Here is a 17,554-nt window from a genome sequence, read left to right on the forward strand (position 1 = left end):
TAAATAACAAAGACCATGACAATGAAACCTAAAAACAATCCAAAATTTAAACATCTTTTTGACCTACCAAAAAATACCGGAAAAGTCGAGAAAAAGTCTCCACACAGCAGCTTTGTGGAGGAAAATATTCCCGACCGAAGAACCTTTCTTCAAAAGGCGGCACTTGGAGGGCTGGGGCTGGGTGCTTTTATGTCTATGCCCATTGAAGACACCTTGGCACATTCCATGCAGCAGGTCAATAGAAATTCAAACCCTTCAGATTTAAGGATTACTGATTTAAGAATTGCAGAAGTTGCAGGAGCTCCCATGCGGTGTCCGATTATTCGAATCGATACCAATCAAGGTATTTATGGATTAGGAGAAGTTCGTGATGGGGCCAGTGCCAGATATGCTTTGGTTCTTAAAAGTCGGATACTTGGTGAGAATCCTTGTCAGGTCGAAAGGCTTTTTAAAAAAATTAAGCTTTTTGGTAATCATGCCAGGCAAGCAGGAGGGGTTTGCGGCATTGAGATGGCCTTATGGGATTTGGCAGGAAAAGCTTATAATGTACCAATTTACCAAATGTTGGGCGGTAAATACCGAGATTCCATCCGGCTTTATTCAGATACTACTAAATCCAGTGACCCGGAAGTCTTTGCAGACCGGTTAAAGGCCAGAAAAGACAAAGGCTATACCTTTCTAAAAATGGATTTTGGTGTGGAAATGGTAAAAGACAATGAGGGATCTGTTGTGAACACAAGGGCTTTTGAGAAAGGCAAGGCTTGGGATTCAGAATATGGGAGTTATGGTAGAACCGGCCATCCTTTCACCGGGGTACAAATTACAGATAAAGGGATTGCTGAAATGGTTGAATATGTTGCTGCTGTAAGAAATAAAGTAGGCTATGATATTCCATTAGCTGCGGATCATTTTGGACATTTTGATTATAAGGAATGTATCCGCTTGGGTGAAGCTTTGGAGCCTTATCGTTTGGCTTGGCTTGAAGACATGGTTCCTTGGTTTTATACTGAAAAATGGAAACAGATTACGGATGCCATCAAAACACCTACCTTGACAGGGGAAGATATTTTTCTTAAAGAAGAGTTTATAAAGTTGATTGATGCGCGGGCCATCGATATGATCCAACCTGATTTGGCCTCTTCCGGTGGAATTTTGGAAACTAAAAAAATTGGGGATTATGCAGAAGAAAAAGGTATTCCGATGGCCATGCATTTTGCAGGCACTCCTGTTTCTTTTATGGCCAATATTCATTGTGCGGCCGCTACAGAAAATTTTATTTCTTTGGAACATCACTCTGTCGATATCCCTTGGTGGGAGGACATGGTAAAAGACATTCCCAAACCACTCGTCATAGATGGCTTTGCTAAAGTTCCGGAGGGTCCGGGTCTGGGTATTGACTTGAATGAGGAGGTAATAAAGGAACACTTACAAGATGGTACTGAGTACTTTGCACCTACAGAAGAATGGAATACTGATCGTTCGAATGACAGGTGGTGGAGTTAATAAAATCCTTTACTAAATTGATGGTTATCAATTTAGATGAAAGACTGGTTGTTTTATTACATTCTTTTCAGGAAATTCACGTTTAATTAGTTAAAAAATAGAAAATGATGAAGAAGATTTTGCTTGTATGCTTGGTATGCTTGTCTGCTTTTAATAGGGAAAGTTTTTCCCAGCAGATTTCACCTAGTCCCGAACAGATAATTGCACTTACGGCCGAATGGAAAGGGGAAAGATTTCCTGACGGAAGACCTAAAGTTTCAGATGAACACTTAGAAAGGTTAAAAGCCATTTCCATGGAAGAAGCATGGGGTATATTAAGAAATAAAGGTTATAACAATCAGTTTGAAAATGACTGGGTGATTATGGATGAAAATGAAGTGATGACGGGTAGGGCAGTTACTGCTCAGTATATGCCATTCAGAGAAGATGTAGACAATCTAGTAAAGAAGGTTGGTAAAGAAGAGGGGCGTGCTCAATCCGGAGGAACCAACTCTTGGCCGATTGATGGTTTAGTAGATGGTGACATTTATATTGCAGACAGTTACGGGAAGATTGCTGATGGTACTTTGATTGGTGACAACCTAGGTACTGCCATTTATTCTAATTCCAAAAGAGGAGTGATTTTTAATGGCGCTGTAAGGGATATGGAAGGCTTATCTAAAATTGAAGGATTTAATCTTTGGATTAAGGGTCATGATCCCTCTTATATTCAAGAGATGATGCTTACAACGATAAATTATCCGGTAAGGATTGGAAGGGCTACGGTCTTGCCTGGTGACGCTGTTTTGGCAAACAAATGGGGAGTAATATTTATTCCTGCTCATTTGGTGGAAGACTTGGTAATCAATGCTGAGTTTACTGCCCTAAGAGATCAATTTGGCCACATGAGGTTGAAGGAAAAGAAATATACTGCAGGTGAAATTGACAGTAGGTGGAGTGAAGCAATTAAAGCTGATTTTATGGAATGGTTAAATAAGAAAAATGACCTTCCAATGAGTAAAAAAGAGCTAGATGCTTACCTAGAAGATAGAAACTGGTAAAATATAAAAACCTCCTTTATTAGTACAAAGGAGGTTTTTTTTACCTATTCCCTGAACAATATTTAAGGTAATTGAATAAGGTTCAATGGATAGGCATTAACTATCCCTACAATTTCCTACAGATGTTTACCAGAAATGAAATTTATCTAAGTAATATTTAAATATAAACTGAAGAGGTTTAAATAATTGAAGCCTAATTACTGAATGAGATAAAATTTATTCTTCATTCGTACTTTTTGATATGTCTCTTATGATTTGGTCTAATTCTTCAGTGGATTTCAAAATAAAAGTTAATATTTCATCAAGCTCTTCACCAGTGTATTTCATCTCATTTTGAAGGTTTATAAGTCCCATTATCCTAGCCACTGGTGCCCGAACTATATGAGATTGTTTCCAAGCGATATCTTTAAGTTTTTTATTTTGTTTTTCTATGGCATTAATATGCCTTATTTTATCTGTGATATCACGAGAAAAGCACGCTACACCTGTGACTGACTTCTTCTTTGATTGGTTGTCGATGATTGGGTACATTCCAATTTGAAAGGTTTTAGACCTTAAGGCATTATTACCTGTTTCATAGGTGAAAAATTGTTGATGACCTTCAAGTACTTTATCAAATTTATCCCTCCAATAATTAAAGATTATATCCTTGCTAGGGTCGAATACAAGTTGACCCAACGTATATTTTTTTCTTGTTAAAGCTTTCATTTCTTTTTTAAAAGCATTGTTGGCAATAATTAGTTTAAATTCCCTATCAATTGCAAAAATTAAATCATCGGTGCTGTTTATTACATGCTCTTGTAGCAGCCTAATTTCGGCCAGTTTTTGCTGCTGTTTTATTCTGCCTGTAATGTCTTTCATATAGACCACTATCCCATTTTCTTTTGGGAAGGCAGAGCACTCAAGATAGATGTCTACTGTTGGATAATACTCAACAAAACGCCTTTCTTCGCCTTTTTCCATTGCTATTGAAAATTCAGAATAGAATTTAAGATCAACCGCATCATAATAAATATCCCACAAATTTTTTCCTTCAATATTTTTTCGAGGCATTTTTAATATTTTTTCTGCGGCCTTGTTCCAGTAGGTTACTGTCCAGTCTTTTTCCACCGAGAAAAAACCATCGGTAATACTACCCAAGATTTCTTCTCTTTCTCGGTTAACGCTTTCTAATTTCGTTTTATAGGCAACTTCCTCTGTCACATCATAATTTATCCCTACCATTCTCACTGGCCTACCTGTATTATTTCGAATGATATAAGCCACCGCTTTAATGAATCTTACCTCACCTGAATCCGGTAATATGATTCTGAACTGTGTATTATAGTCTTTTTTGCCAAGTAGGGCATCTTGAATCAATGAATTTTGGACTTCTCGATCCTCAGGGTGAAGCCCTAATTTCCATTCGTTAAAATGGTCTGTTGAATCTTTTATATTTCTTTGATTCAATTTTTGCATGGTTTCATCCCAGACAACGGTATTTTTTTCAATATTCCAGTCCCAAACACCAATTGTTGAAGCTTTTGAAGCCAACTCATAACGCATTTTAGCGTCCTTGATTTCTTGCTCTGTTTTTTTTCTTTCATCAATGTCTTGAATACTACCATATATTCGAAAAAGCTTGCCATTTAACCATTCAGTTTCTGCTTGTACCCGCACCCAAATTAACCTTCCTTTTGATGTGACCAATTGGGTATCTATATCAAAGTGGCTTATCTCTCCTTTTATAGCTAAATCAACCTTTTCTTGTATTAATTTTCTAGAAAACCCTTCCTTATAAAAACTTATCGCATCTTCTAGTTTTGGCACATATTCTTCATCCAGATCATGGATAAATTTTGTCATTGGCGACCAATATAATTTGTTTTGAGAAAGTGTAACTGCCCAAGTTCCTATCTTAACTATTTCATTGGTTCTTCTTATTAAATCTTCCAGGTTTTTTTGATGGGTTATATCTTTCCCCACACAATAAATAAATGATTCAGATGGAAGGAAAGTGGCAGTTAGGTTGATCCATTTTATTTGGTCATTTATTAATATAGGAATGTCAATCTCATCTATCTTTCTAGATTGCTCTATTTTGACCACAAAATCCTCAAATTTTATTCGATTAGAAATTGGAATCATGTTTTTGAAAGAGATGCCTTTTAATTCAGTTTCAGGGCATTCAAATGTCTTTGAGGCTTCTTTGTTTCCTTTGATCACTACTCCTTTAGCATCTGTTACAAATAACAGATTGGGTATTAATTCAAATATGGTAAGTAGCTCGTTTTCACTTTTCAATCGCATTATCTCAAGGCCTAACCGATTACTTAGGCTTTCAAAAAATGGGAAATGTTGTTCCAGTTGGATTTGTTTTTTACTTGTGAATATTGTTATAACCCCCACTAAGTCTTTGTTATAAAAAATTGGAATTCCAATGGCAGAGTTTAATCCGAAAATTTTCATTTCATCAATGCCTACGATATCAGCATTATTTTTGATGTTTTCCCAAAAAATAATTTGTCCTTTTTCCCAGGCAATACCAGGCAACCGAGCACCATATTTTGCTTCCTTAAAAGAAGAGCGGAGCTTAGGGAAATCCTCATACTTAGCTTTGGAGGTACTAGTGATGACTTTGTTGAGCTTGCTGTTGTCAATATTCATTATCCAGCCCTCAGCTACTTCCAAGCCGGTAAAATCTAATATTACTTTTAGAAGGGCAGAAAACTTATCCTCAATATTCTTGGGTTGGCCAACAGCCAAGTTCATTTTTTTGTAAACTCCTTCCAATTCTCTTTTTTTAACGACATCCGTAACTTGTCGTTGAATACTTATCCAATTTGTTATCAAACCATTTTCATCAGAAATAGGTACTACAGAGAATTCTACCCAAAATTCTGTTCCATCTTTTTTGTAATTTATGGTTTCAATTCTGCAGGGATACCCATTGATCAAAGCCTTCTTTAATTTTTTTAATTCTTTCCGATTACTTTTTTCACCTTGAAGAAAACGAGGGGATTGTCCAAGTATTTCTTTTCTTTGGTATCCTGTTTGTGCTAAAAAGGCATCGTTGGCAAAAATTATTCGTGGGCCTGAAGGTTTTATGGCATCTACTTCTGTAATTAATATTGGATCATTAGCGCTTTTTACCACTTTTTCCATTAGGCTCAATTGATGTTCTCTTTCTTTTTTCCTCGTGACATCTTGCATCGCTCCAAATGCCTGAATGGCCTTGCCTTCTCGGTTCCTTATGAACACGCATTGTTCGAAAACATAAGCATAACCCCCGTCTGCTTTTTGGAAGCGGTAGTTCCCATCCCATTTTTGGTCTATTCCGGATAAAGCCATTTTAAAATCTTCTATAGTATTTTGACGATCTTCCGGATGGATTCTTTCAGCCCAATTGGTGATATTATTAATATGTTCCGCCCTATGTCCAAATAAAGAGGAAAAATTATCACTCCACTCTAGTTTATCTATTGCTATATCATATTCCCAGATAGCATTATTTGTTGCTTGGAGAATCAGTTGGTAGCGGTTTTTACCTCTGTCTAAGGATTCTTTGGTTTTCTCAAGTTCGGTAATATCGAGACAAGAAAATAGGATCAATGGATAATCCTTATTTTCAATCCATTGTATTTTAATTTTTAAGGATAATGGTTCGGTATTGTCATCCCGTGGATTTAAAATTGTTTGAATAGTAGCAATGGGTTTGAAGGATTTTTTGTTTATTATATTTTGAATTAAGCTTTCTTTTGCGGCTGAAAACACTTCATATATATATTCAACGTTTTGTCCGGCCAAGGCCGATAATTCCGTAGCCTTTTTGGAAGATTTTATGATTGATAAATCGTCTTCCCTGCAGAGAAATTGAGCTACATTACTTTCTTTGAAAAGTAAATAATATAGATTATGGTCCAAAGTGTAGGTAGGATACTTAGCCAATTCATTTTTTTGGGAGGTGTTTTTTTCAGATCTATTTTTCCGGTAGGAGAGGGTTATGGCTTTGAATAGTTGAAATTTATCTAAACGTTCCAATACTAAAACATCTTCTACACCCTGATCCAATAAATTTATTGTAAATGCTAGATTTTCCTCATAGGTTAAAGAGATAAGCGGAACTTTGACAAGTCTATGTTTTAATTGCCTAATAATATTACCATAATTTTGATCCTTGTTTTCTAAAGTAAATAAAACGCTATCATAATTGAATCGAGGTATATCAGTGACCGAATTGCTCCATATAAGTTGCTGATCGGCTTCTTTAAACTCTTCAAATATTTTGTTTAACAACAAATAATGTTTTGTGTCATTTGTGATTATTAAAATATTTTTAAAGTTATGGTTTTTCATTTGATCAAATAATAAATGTAATGTGCTTACACTGCCATACAATAAATTTTTCTTTACGGATCCAATTATCTTTCTTTTAAACAAATTATAAATTGTATAAAAGGATTTATTTATGGAATTTAAAAATTAAATATTGACAGTATTTTAATAACAAAATTTAATTAAATTATTAAAGTTTAAATAACCCATAATTATCCCTGTACTTAACACTATTGATTTAATAAAGTTTAAATTATAATTGCTATACTGCAATAATTGAACCACTCATTAGTTTATGTGTTTTCTGAACTCCAACTAATCCGAGGGCTAAACCTGATAACATAGATTACATTAAAAAAATGAATGATTTATGTTAAAATTTAAAATAAACTGACCCTATATTAAGGTTAAACAATTCGCACTTATTTTACAAAACAGATTAAATAGGTATTAAGCTGATAGGATAAATTATACTTATTGGTTAATTAGGGCTGTTATAATGGGTGAAAAAGAAACGAACATAAGGTTAAATTAACCTAACAGTGAAGTTTCTAATACTTATTGTTTTGGGTGATAAGCAAATTTAATATGGTTCTTGGATTCTTTATTAAATTATGGTTTTAAAGGTGATTAAGAACATTTTTTAAAGAATATGGACAGAAAAAACTCCAAATATTCAAAGGTTTATTTTATTGGAAAATTATCAGTTCTTGAATCACCTACTTGGATGATCTCTGTAACTACATATTCACTAGCCCCTCTCCAAGGGATTGGGTTTAGATACTCTTTGTACCGTAGTTCAACAAACTTTCCACCTGAGCGTTCTAAGATCAAGGCTACTGAATCCCCTGCAGCACTGAATCGAAATTCATTACTTTGCAAGGCGCCGGGGTTTGGACTTTGAAAACCGTCCTGCACTAACCTGCCTTCCCAAGTTTTAAAAATAAAACCTTTCTTCTCAAAATAATTTAGGTTTCCTGCTTTGACTCCTTCCGCAAAAACAAAATAATACCTCCACCAAAAGACTCCGGCAAGTACAATAAGCAATAGAATGATCGCAGGACCAATTAATTTTTTCATTATGATTTCAATTGAAGTTAAGGCTGAGCAAATATACTAATAAATCACAATTTTCGTATATTCATGAATTATTGTATCAAGCTACCTTATCTAAAATTAACGCTATTTATATACCATGGAATTTATTGATTATTATAAACTTTTGGGAATAAATAAAACAGCTACTTCTGAAGAAATAAAAAAGGCCTACAGGAAGATGGCAAGGAAATACCATCCGGATCTTAACCCGGATGACAAAGAAGCAGAAAAAAAGTTTCAAGCTGTCAATGAAGCCAATGAAGTACTCAGCGATCCTGAAAAGCGTAAGAAATATGACCAGTATGGTGAGAATTGGAAACACCAGGAAGCTTACCAAAATACAGGTAATGGAGGGAGAGGGCGTAGTCAAAATCAATACAATAATGCTGATTTTGAACAGGCTTTTAGAGATGGAGGATTTTCTGATTTTTTTGATTCCATGTTTGGAGGAGGGGGGAGAAGTTCTTCCGGCTCAAGCATTAAGTTTAAAGGTCAAGACCTTCACGCTGCATTGGAACTCCAATTAAGAGATGTGCTTGAATCCCACAAGCGTACATTAGAGATCAATGGTAAAAAAATAAGGTTGACCATAAAAGCAGGAGTTGAAGATGGGCAAACCATTAAAATTAAAAACCATGGAGGTGAAGGAGTCAATGGTGGGCCGAATGGAGATTTATACATTACTTTTAAAATCCACTCGGATCCAGAATTCAAAAGGGAGGGAAGTGATTTGCATAAAGAGGTTAAAATAGATTTGTACACGGCCATTTTAGGTGGTGAAATAATTGTTTCGACACTTAGCGGTAAGGTTAAATTAAAAGTGCCGGCAGGGACAGAAAATGGCACAAAAGTAAAACTAAAAGGCAAAGGTTTCCCGGTTTATAGTAAAGAAGGTGTTTTTGGAGATTTGTACTTACAATATATTGTTAATATCCCTAAAAATTTAACAGCAGAAGAGAAAAAACTATTTGAACAATTGGCTAAGCTTAGAAATCATGGATAATTTAAATGAAGACCTAGTTTCATTGGATAGGTTTTGCAAATCCTGTAATATTGACCTGACTTTTGTCTATTCCCTTGCAGAGCATGACCTTTGTGAAATTATTGTAGTGGAAGAAAAACAGTATGTCTTACAGGATGATTTGTCACTTTTAGAGCGATTATCGCGATTACATTATGAGCTGGAAATCAATATGGAAGGATTATATGCCATCGCTCATCTACAAGGGAAAATTGAAAGCCTAAAAGAAGAAGTTAATTATTTAACAAGAAAACTCAATAGCTAATAATGAAAAATGTAGGTCGTACCAGGCTCGAACTGGTGACCTCTGCCCTGTCAAGGCAGCGCTCTGAACCAACTGAGCTAACGACCTATTTCGATATACAATGATAATTCAATTTTGATAATTTGGCAATTAAAATTATTATATCTATTGCACTTTTTTGAAACCTTTTCTAATTCCTTCTTGGAAAAAGAACCTTATCAATTGCCTTTGTTTTATCTCATGAAATAGAGAAATATCAGGCAACGTTATCTTGAAAAGGTTAGTTTGTCTAGTTCATAAAATTTAAACTTAAAGAATTTTTTTTTCGATCCGGATTAACCTTTTCATTAATTTTTATCGCTTCTAGAAATATAACTCAACTAATTTCTAGAAACTATGAAAAATGCGATATCAATCAGAACAACTTCGTCTATTTGTATTTGCTTTTGGTTTGTACTTACTGCTTGTGAGTTAATTGTCAAAGATGTACCCATAAAGATTTCGCCGGATGCAGCTACCATAAGTGAATTTGTTAAGGACCTTGATTTTGATAAAAAGGAACTTTTCAATGAACAAAGTATTGCCGGCAACCAAAGTAGAGAGGAAGTTGGAGCACCTGTCAGGCGAGTGACATCAGGGAAAGGTTTTGTAACCACCTGTTTGACTCAGAAAATAAGTTTGAAAAATAATTTTGAGGAAATAGCCATTCTCCGTCCTACGGATGGGATAATATATCCGGGAGCACTTGTTATTGCTGATAAAGCCACCCTTGGAGGTTTGCCAACTCCAGTGACCATTGATCGCTCACCCATTAATCTCAGGCTTGATTTACCAGGAATTGGGGAGAAAGGCAATATAGAAATAGAAAATGCAAGCAATACCAGCGTTCAGGCCAAAATTGATGAGGCCCTTGAGTGGTGGAATGCAAATGCCAAACCAGATGGCTATACCATAGCGTCTAATTCATCTTATACGGCAGCTACTTCCTATTCTTCCAAGCAGTTAAGTTTGGACGTCGGTTTGAATGTAGAGTGGGCCAGGGGAGATGCACAGGCACAATTTAACTATACTTCCAGTAAAACGGAAAAAGTGGCCATGATGGTATTCAAACAGCGGTTCTATACCATAGCCATGAATGCGCCTGAAAATCCGGGGGAATTCTTTGGAAGGAATGCTACCATTGCTGATGTTAAAGCTAAATTTAGTCAAGATGGACCACCGGCCTATGTGCATTCGGTATCCTATGGTCGAATAATTATGTTTAGGATGGTAACGAGCGAGGAGGCCACAGATGGAGAATTGAAAGGAGCATTTAATTATGTGACAGGATTATCTTCTGCTTCGGGAGATATTGAAACAAAATACAAAACGATCCTGAATAAGGCTTCCATAACTGTTGTTACCATGGGAGGCGGGGCTCAAGCAACTTCATCCGCAATATCTGCCAAAAATTTCGGTGACTTAGAGGATGTCCTGCAGGGAGAAAATGCCGTCTATAGCCGCGAAAACCCGGGGGTACCCATAGCTTATAGCTTAAAATACCTTAAAGACAATACCAATGCAAAATTGGGTTATACCACAGAATATGAAATAGAAACCTGTACTGAAAGTGCTTACCCTTCTCAAACTGTTTCACTAAATAATAGAAATGGATTTTTAGGGATGACCATGCGTTTTACAATAACCTATAAAATTCTTGTTGATGGAAGTGTAAAGAGTAAAAGTATTTCAAGCGGAAATATTCCTACCAGTACAAAAAAAGTAAAAACGGTGCCAGCCGGAGCTTATAGTATAAGGATTGCAGTAGAATATAAAGATGGTTTGATATGGAAGTTTAGGGCGGATGAAAATTTTAGTAAGCCAACCAAAATCTGTTTGGAATCCACCCAAAAAGGTTTTCCTACTAAAGTGAATGTTGATGTTGTTCCCTGTTAGGGCATATTCCATTAATTTATTTAAGACCTGCTTGGGTAGATTTTTGAAGCTTTAAATAAGCCTTTGTTTAAAAGACTTAACAATAAATGATTTTTGCGGTGGCATTGTTGATTCTCCAATCCTATCGTAAAAATCATTTAATATTATTTTGTTTGGCACTTAATAATTCTGATTTAATACTGTCTATAGTTTCTTTAGATGGGTTTGAAGCTGAAGCATAGGTTTGTAAAGCTGCTTCGTAATAATAAATCGCTTCTGCAAAATCGCCTAAAGCCATCAGGCATGAAGCAAGATCCCTTTGGCTCTGAGCAATTAATTGGTCTCCCTCCGGCAATGAAGCCTGCCTAAACCTTAGGCCCTTCACTAAATATTCTTTTGCTTTTGGAAAATCATTTTCTTGCATGGCAATTTTTCCCAAAAAAATTACCGGTGAGGCTTGTCGAGGATCTTCTTGGGGAAACAACTCTTGATTTATTGAAATTGTGGTTATTAAACTAGCCTTTGCCTTCTCTATGGCCCCTGTTTTTAAATAAACTTTCGCCAGACTCTCTAATATTCCCGCATAGTAAGGATGCGTTTTACCAAACAAGGAATCAATTTTCGTCAATGCTTTTTCATACAATGGTATTGCTTCATGTGGTTGCTCAAGAAAACCATAAGTTCTCGCTAAATTGGACATACTGGCAATTGTTTCAACATGGGATTCTCCTAGTATTGATTTTCGTTGATCCAGAGATGCCCTAATAAATTTCATGGCTTTATTGAATTCTCCTTGAGATTGATAGAGACTACCCAAAAAGTTATACGTATAGGCAATTTCCAAATGGGGTGGAATAAATAAATTTTCTTTCATTGCCAATGCTTCTAGGAGGTAGCTTTCGCTTTTATCTAAATCTCCCGTTTTTCTGGCTATTGCACCAAGCATATGCAATGAAAAAGCCAGATCGGTATTTGGCGGGGTAGTCAAAGCTTTATATAAATTGTAGGCTTCATTGATTGCTGAATCAGCTTGTTGGTATTTTCTATTATCATAATATGAATTCCCTAGCTCCGTTAATGCATGAGCCATGGTTTTACTATGACTTAGATCGTTTTTCTTTAGTCTTAGAATGGCCATATTTAAATAGCGGACGGCACTGTCCAGTTTTCCAAAGTAAAAAAATGATTTGCCTATTTCTATTTCATTTTGAGCCAAAACATTTTGGGTAATAAAAGGTAATTTATTGTTGATATTGTATGCTGAAAAAGCAAGTTCCTGGGCTTTTTCATATTTTCCCAGGTTATAATATATTGGTGAAAGCCGTCCTAACATGTCGGCGTATAAATAATTATCTTCACTTAGGTTCTTTTCCAAAGATTCAAGACCTTGATTTAATAAATTAACAGCAGTAATCGTGTCTGCTCCGCCAATATTTGGATCTGCAGCCATAAAAACATCAGTCATTAAATCCGTTATTTGATTGGCTCTCTTAGCTTCCCTAATCGATAAATTTCGTTCCATTTTCAACTGATAGGTATAAAAAATAACCGCACTAAAAAAGAATAATACACCAACAACAATTGAAGTCAGAATTTTGCTGTTTCTTTTAATGTATTTTTCTGCCTTGTATTTCCATTCTTTATTCCGAATGGAAATTGGATGATTGTATTGGCTAGCTTTGATATCACGCATTAAATCGCTTATTGATACATACCTATCTTCAGGTTTTAAAGCCATGGCCTTATTACAAATAAATTTTAGGTCACTAAGCATCAATTTGGATACCTGGATTCCTTCCATGGAAAATGGCAATGAATCTCCCCTCAATTTTTGATGTGTTAGTAATTTTTGGTCATTGAGTGCTAATTGAAAAGGATGGGTTTGAGTACAGAGTTCGAATAAAATGATTCCTAAGGCATAAATGTCTGTGAAGATAGATGGTGCTAAATTATTGATTTGTTCAGGTGCTGCATAAGCCAAAGTATAACTTCCTTTAAAATCATTTGTGTCTACCAGTAACCGTGCTACGCCGAAATCCAATAATTTGACTGTTCCTGATGAATCGACCAAAATATTTTGGGGTTTTAGGTCAAGATGAACAATCAACAGTTGATGAGCGTATTGTATTGCCTCACTTATTTGAATAAATAAATTCAATCGTTGGGTAATGGTACAAATATTAAGCTTACAATATTCAATTAAGGTATGACCGAGGACGTATTCCATGGTAAAATACGGTCTTCCCTCTTCATTGAACTCCCCATCATACAACCTTGCAATTCCATGGTGATTAAGTTTTGCAAGTATCTGCCTTTCCTTATAAAAACGATTTTTGAGAAAAGAATTTGTTACCTGTGAGTTCATCAATTTTATGGCCACTACTTGTTCAAATTGGCCATCTACCCTAATGCCTTTAAATACTGTTCCCATGGCACCGGAGCCAATTATTTCAGCTAATTTAAATGCGCCAATTTTTTTACCGATAAGGAATTGGTTATTTTCCCAGGTTCTAAGCAAAAGATTAGGAGAGATTTTAAATATGGAATTTGGAGAATTATCTGCTATTAGCAGTGACTTTAAAGTGAAACAAGTTTCAGGTGAAGTGTACTCAAGGCTGTCCAACAATAGTTTTTTTTCCACTTCGCTTTTGTCAGCAATTTCATGGAATAAATTTTCTACTTTTTCCCATTCAACATGTTTTGATGTCATCTAGCAATTATTTAAGTTCATTGCTCAACCAAGCCTTTGCCAATCTCCAATCTCTTTTAACGGTTTCCACTGAAACCCCTAGCATATTGGCAATTTCTTGGTATTTATACCCGCCAAAAAAATGAAATTCAACCACGCGAGAATAACGCTTGTTTATCCTTTTTAAGCCATTCAGAGCGTCATTAAGATTAATTACACCTTCCGGCGTTGTAGTTACTATCTGCTCACTGCCATCTCCATAGGTTAATTGGATCTGATGGCCACCTCTCTTTACTCGGTTCTTTTGTCTTGCATAATCCACTAAAAATCTACGCATGGTTATTGCAGCAATGGCTAAAAAATGATTTTTATTTTTGATTTCTCCCTGGTATTTGTCCATTTTCATATAAACCTCATGCACCAAAGCACTGGTGTCGAGGGTTAAAGCATTAAACTCATATTTTAATCTAATACTTGCCTTCAATGAAAGTTCTTCATAGCAAACCTGAAACATCCTTTTTTTATGAGAATATGGGATTTCGTTATTTTTGGGATTATTTAAGTCAATCATATCCATGATTTGCCAACTATTATTCTGTACAAATTAACATACATTGGCGAATTCAGCAAATTATATTGGTAAAATCTTTCTTCGATTTTCTCTATTTTATCCCTAAATATTCCAGCTAAATCTATTGAGACTTGGAGTAATCAAAGTAAAATTATAGTATTGATTCTTCTTCATTAGCTAGAAAAGGCGAAAAAACACATCCACGGATGTAATTCACAGAACTATGAAGATTCATTAATTGGGTCGGCTTCTTATATTATATTGTCTTTACTTCGAAGCCTGATTAAAAAATTAAAACAAACCCTGTTCCCCTGTCAATTTCTGAGTGCACCCTAATGCTGCCTCCATGTAAATGCATGATTTGTTTGGATAAACTCAAGCCTATTCCTGTTCCGCCTCTTTTGGTTGTGAAAAAAGGGACAAATATTTCGTCCAATTGATCTGCCGGTATTCCGGGTCCATTGTCTTTTACTTCAATATATTTTTTATCTTCATCATTAATGCCTGCTTTAATACTTAGGATAGCCTCTTTTTGACCTGCCATGGATTGAATGGCATTTTTTGAAAGGTTGATCAATATTTGTGCGATTTGTTTTTCGTCTATGTAAAACGCTAGATCTTCGGGAGTTACCAATAAATTAAATTGCAGGTTTGGCTCAATATTTTCCATCCGCATCAATACTTTAACCCTATCCAATAAAGGTTTAATTGCTACGATAGATTTGTCGGGAGCGGGTACATCCAAGAAACTTCGGTATGATTTGACAAAATCCATGAGACCTTCCCCTTGAATTCGAATCACATTCAATCCTTTAACGGTATTGTTTATTTGGTCTTCGCTTAAATTCCCCCATTTTAAGGCTCCATTGTCATCCTCTTTATAGTAGTTAGACAAGGATTCCGAAATGGAAGTGATAGGAGTGATGGTATTCATTATTTCATGGGTAAGTACTCTGATCAATTTTACCCAAGAATCTGTTTCTTTCTCATCTAGTTCTTTTTGTAGATCCTGAACGGTTACAAGTAATAGCTTTTTATCTTCTTTAATTATCGGCACTGTCTTGAAAAGCAACTGGTTTTGTTCTCTTTCATTTACCATTTGTAAGTACTTCTGATCAAAGGGCTTAAGCTTGTCAACCAAGTCAAATAAATTTTGATCAATTTGTAGCAATTGCTTGATGTGTAGTAAAGGGCTGAAATGGAGTAATTTCTCCAAAAAAGGGTTGGTATATAAAATATGTCCCTTTTCATCGATAGTCATAATGCCAATATCGATTTGTTTCAATATTTCTTGATAATACCTTTCTCTTGTCTGAAGCTCAATTTGCACATCTAAAATCAATTGATTGATTCTATTTAGACTTTGGTTTAGTTCTTTAAAAGATTTAATTTGAACTTTTTCAGGAAATCTTAATGTAAAGTCCTCATTTTTGATAGCATCAAAAAAATAGGCTATTTGGCGGTTGGTTTTGTTTACATAGCGGATAAGGAAGGACGTTTGAAGGCCAATCAAGAAAAGAAAAATAACCCCAAAACTATACCATTCTCTTGTAAAGGAAAAGGCCATCAATAAGGCTGTAACACAAATCAGTACAACCCTAAAGATCATTTGAAAATAAAAATTCCTACTGGCCATCAATCTTTGTGTTTTTTTATTTTGTTGTAGAGTGTTTGTCGGGTTATACCCAGTCGATCTGCGGCCATTGTATAATTTCCATCACAATCTTTCAAGGCCTTTTCAATCATCAATGCTTCCATTTCTTCTAGTGAATTTGGGAAGCTGTCAAATGAAGAGATGGCTGCTGAATTTAGGAAAAAATCAGAAGGCTTCAATACATTGCCTTCACTTAAAATAACAGCCCTCTCTATGGTATGCTGCAATTCTCGTACATTTCCGGGCCATTTGTAATTCAATAGCTTTTCTTTTGCAGCTTGATTAATACGCAAATCCGGCTTAGCGTATTTATACATAAATTTTTTCAGAAAATACCGACTCAAGACCAAGATATCTTCTCCTCGATTACGTAAGGGGGGTACATCTACATGTATCGTATTGATTCGATACATCAAATCTTCCCTGAACAGTCCATCACTGACCATCTTTTCCAAATCGCAATTGGTGGCACAGATCAGTCGAATATCTACAGGGATGGGTTGATTAGACCCTACTTTAATCACCGTCCTATTTTGAATAACAGAGAGTAGCTTGGTCTGCATTTTCAGAGAGAGGTTGCCGATTTCATCTAAAAATAAAGTACCTCCATCTGCTGCCTCAAACTTACCGACACGATCCTCCTTGGCATCTGTAAAAGCCCCTTTAAGGTGACCAAAAAGCTCACTTTCAAAAAGTGTTTCTGAAATGGAGCCCATGTCTACACCGATAAATATTTCATTATTCCTTTTGGAACACCGATGAATTTCCCTGGCAATAAGCTCTTTTCCCGTACCATTTTCTCCTGTTACCAATACATTCACATCCGTTTGTGCCACCTTTCTGGTTAGTTTTAAGGCAGATTTTATGCTTTCAGATTGACCGATTATTGAATGTTTATTTTGATTGATGACCTGTTTCAGGTTGTTCTCTTTTTTTTGAAGTTGGATGACTTGTTTTTGGGATTTTCTGAGCTGGTAAGCAGATCTGACTGTTGCCAACATTCTTTCATTACTCCAGGGTTTTAAAATAAAATCTACCGCTCCATTTTTGATGGCCTTCACAGCCAAATCTATGGAGCCATAAGCTGTCATCATGATTACAGAGATATATGGCGCCTTTTCTTTGATCTGCTTTAACCAATAGAGCCCTTCATTTCCGGAGTTTATTCCTGCCGAAAAATTCATGTCCAATAAAACAATGTCTATATCTGCAAATCCGGAATAAGAGCTAATTTGATTTGGGTTGGATAGGGTTGCTACATGCTTGTATTCAAACTGTAACAATATCTCCAAAGCACTGAGCATGCTTTTATTGTCATCAATTACCAGGATTTTAGCATCAATCATATCTATTTCCTTTTAATATGCAAAGTGCTAAATCTACTATTCAAATTATCAAGCTGCTATAAACTGTAAAAAAATTTTACAATTCACGTACAAAAATTTTACAGATAAACCATTTTTTGAATATAAAAATGATATAAGTATCTGTATATAAGGTATTTAA

The 17,554-nt window shown here is 35.5% G+C and carries 11 protein-coding genes and 1 tRNA gene; 5 read left to right on the forward strand and 7 right to left on the reverse strand.

The features are described from left to right. Positions 1 to 15 precede the first annotated feature (15 nt). Both Q4534_RS00745 and Q4534_RS00750 read left to right on the forward strand, forming a co-directional pair. Positions 16 to 1,503 (forward strand): mandelate racemase/muconate lactonizing enzyme family protein, encoded by a 1,488-nt coding sequence (locus Q4534_RS00745; protein ID WP_303611249.1) that lies wholly within the window; start codon positions 16 to 18, stop codon positions 1,501 to 1,503. A gap of 104 nt (positions 1,504 to 1,607) precedes the next feature. Beyond that, entirely contained in the window at positions 1,608 to 2,543 is a 936-nt protein-coding gene (locus tag Q4534_RS00750; RefSeq protein ID WP_303611250.1) for an RraA family protein, read from the forward strand. 216 nt (positions 2,544 to 2,759) lie between these two features. Here Q4534_RS00750 and Q4534_RS00755 read toward each other — a convergent pair whose 3' ends face one another. Together Q4534_RS00755 and Q4534_RS00760 are read right to left on the reverse strand one after the other, a co-directional pair. After that, positions 2,760 to 6,818, reverse strand: a complete 4,059-nt coding sequence (locus tag Q4534_RS00755) for a PAS domain S-box protein (RefSeq protein WP_303611251.1) — start codon at positions 6,816 to 6,818, stop codon at positions 2,760 to 2,762. 723 nt (positions 6,819 to 7,541) lie between these two features. Further along, on the reverse strand, positions 7,542 to 7,937 hold the full coding sequence (locus tag Q4534_RS00760) for a hypothetical protein (RefSeq protein WP_303611252.1): 396 nt from the start codon (positions 7,935 to 7,937) through the stop codon (positions 7,542 to 7,544). 115 nt (positions 7,938 to 8,052) lie between these two features. On the opposite strand from Q4534_RS00760, the gene Q4534_RS00765 reads away from it, so the two are divergent. Together Q4534_RS00765 and Q4534_RS00770 are read left to right on the forward strand one after the other, a co-directional pair. Then, the gene (locus tag Q4534_RS00765) at positions 8,053 to 8,958 is read left to right on the forward strand and encodes a J domain-containing protein (protein ID WP_303611253.1); all 906 of its coding nucleotides are present in this window, start codon (positions 8,053 to 8,055) and stop codon (positions 8,956 to 8,958) included. Beyond that, entirely contained in the window at positions 8,951 to 9,241 is a 291-nt protein-coding gene (locus Q4534_RS00770; RefSeq protein WP_303611254.1) for a chaperone modulator CbpM, read from the forward strand. Before Q4534_RS00765 ends, Q4534_RS00770 begins: the two co-directional genes overlap by 8 nt. Positions 9,242 to 9,253: 12 nt before the next feature. Here the strand turns inward: Q4534_RS00770 and Q4534_RS00775 are convergent. Then, positions 9,254 to 9,328: transfer RNA gene (locus Q4534_RS00775), tRNA-Val, on the reverse strand. 288 nt (positions 9,329 to 9,616) lie between these two features. Between Q4534_RS00775 and Q4534_RS00780 the strand changes: the two genes are divergently transcribed. Next, positions 9,617 to 11,155 (forward strand): thiol-activated cytolysin family protein, encoded by a 1,539-nt coding sequence (locus Q4534_RS00780; RefSeq protein ID WP_303611255.1) that lies wholly within the window; start codon positions 9,617 to 9,619, stop codon positions 11,153 to 11,155. Between the two features lie 133 nt (positions 11,156 to 11,288). On the opposite strand, the gene Q4534_RS00785 is transcribed toward Q4534_RS00780, so the two are convergent. From Q4534_RS00785 to Q4534_RS00800, 4 genes are all read right to left on the reverse strand, one after another. Then, positions 11,289 to 13,844 (reverse strand): serine/threonine-protein kinase, encoded by a 2,556-nt coding sequence (locus Q4534_RS00785; RefSeq protein WP_303611256.1) that lies wholly within the window; start codon positions 13,842 to 13,844, stop codon positions 11,289 to 11,291. A 7-nt stretch (positions 13,845 to 13,851) separates the two neighbouring features. Continuing rightward, positions 13,852 to 14,400, reverse strand: a complete 549-nt coding sequence (locus Q4534_RS00790; RefSeq protein WP_303611257.1) for an ECF-type sigma factor — start codon at positions 14,398 to 14,400, stop codon at positions 13,852 to 13,854. A gap of 277 nt (positions 14,401 to 14,677) precedes the next feature. Next, positions 14,678 to 16,030 (reverse strand): PAS domain-containing sensor histidine kinase, encoded by a 1,353-nt coding sequence (locus Q4534_RS00795; RefSeq protein ID WP_303611258.1) that lies wholly within the window; start codon positions 16,028 to 16,030, stop codon positions 14,678 to 14,680. Beyond that, the gene (locus Q4534_RS00800) at positions 16,030 to 17,394 is read right to left on the reverse strand and encodes a sigma-54 dependent transcriptional regulator (RefSeq protein ID WP_303611259.1); all 1,365 of its coding nucleotides are present in this window, start codon (positions 17,392 to 17,394) and stop codon (positions 16,030 to 16,032) included. The genes Q4534_RS00795 and Q4534_RS00800 overlap by 1 nt, the downstream gene beginning before the upstream one ends. Positions 17,395 to 17,554 lie beyond the last annotated feature (160 nt).

It is taken from the genome of Cyclobacterium sp. 1_MG-2023 (assembly GCF_030546805.1).
Taxonomy (GTDB): Bacteria; Bacteroidota; Bacteroidia; order Cytophagales; family Cyclobacteriaceae; genus Cyclobacterium.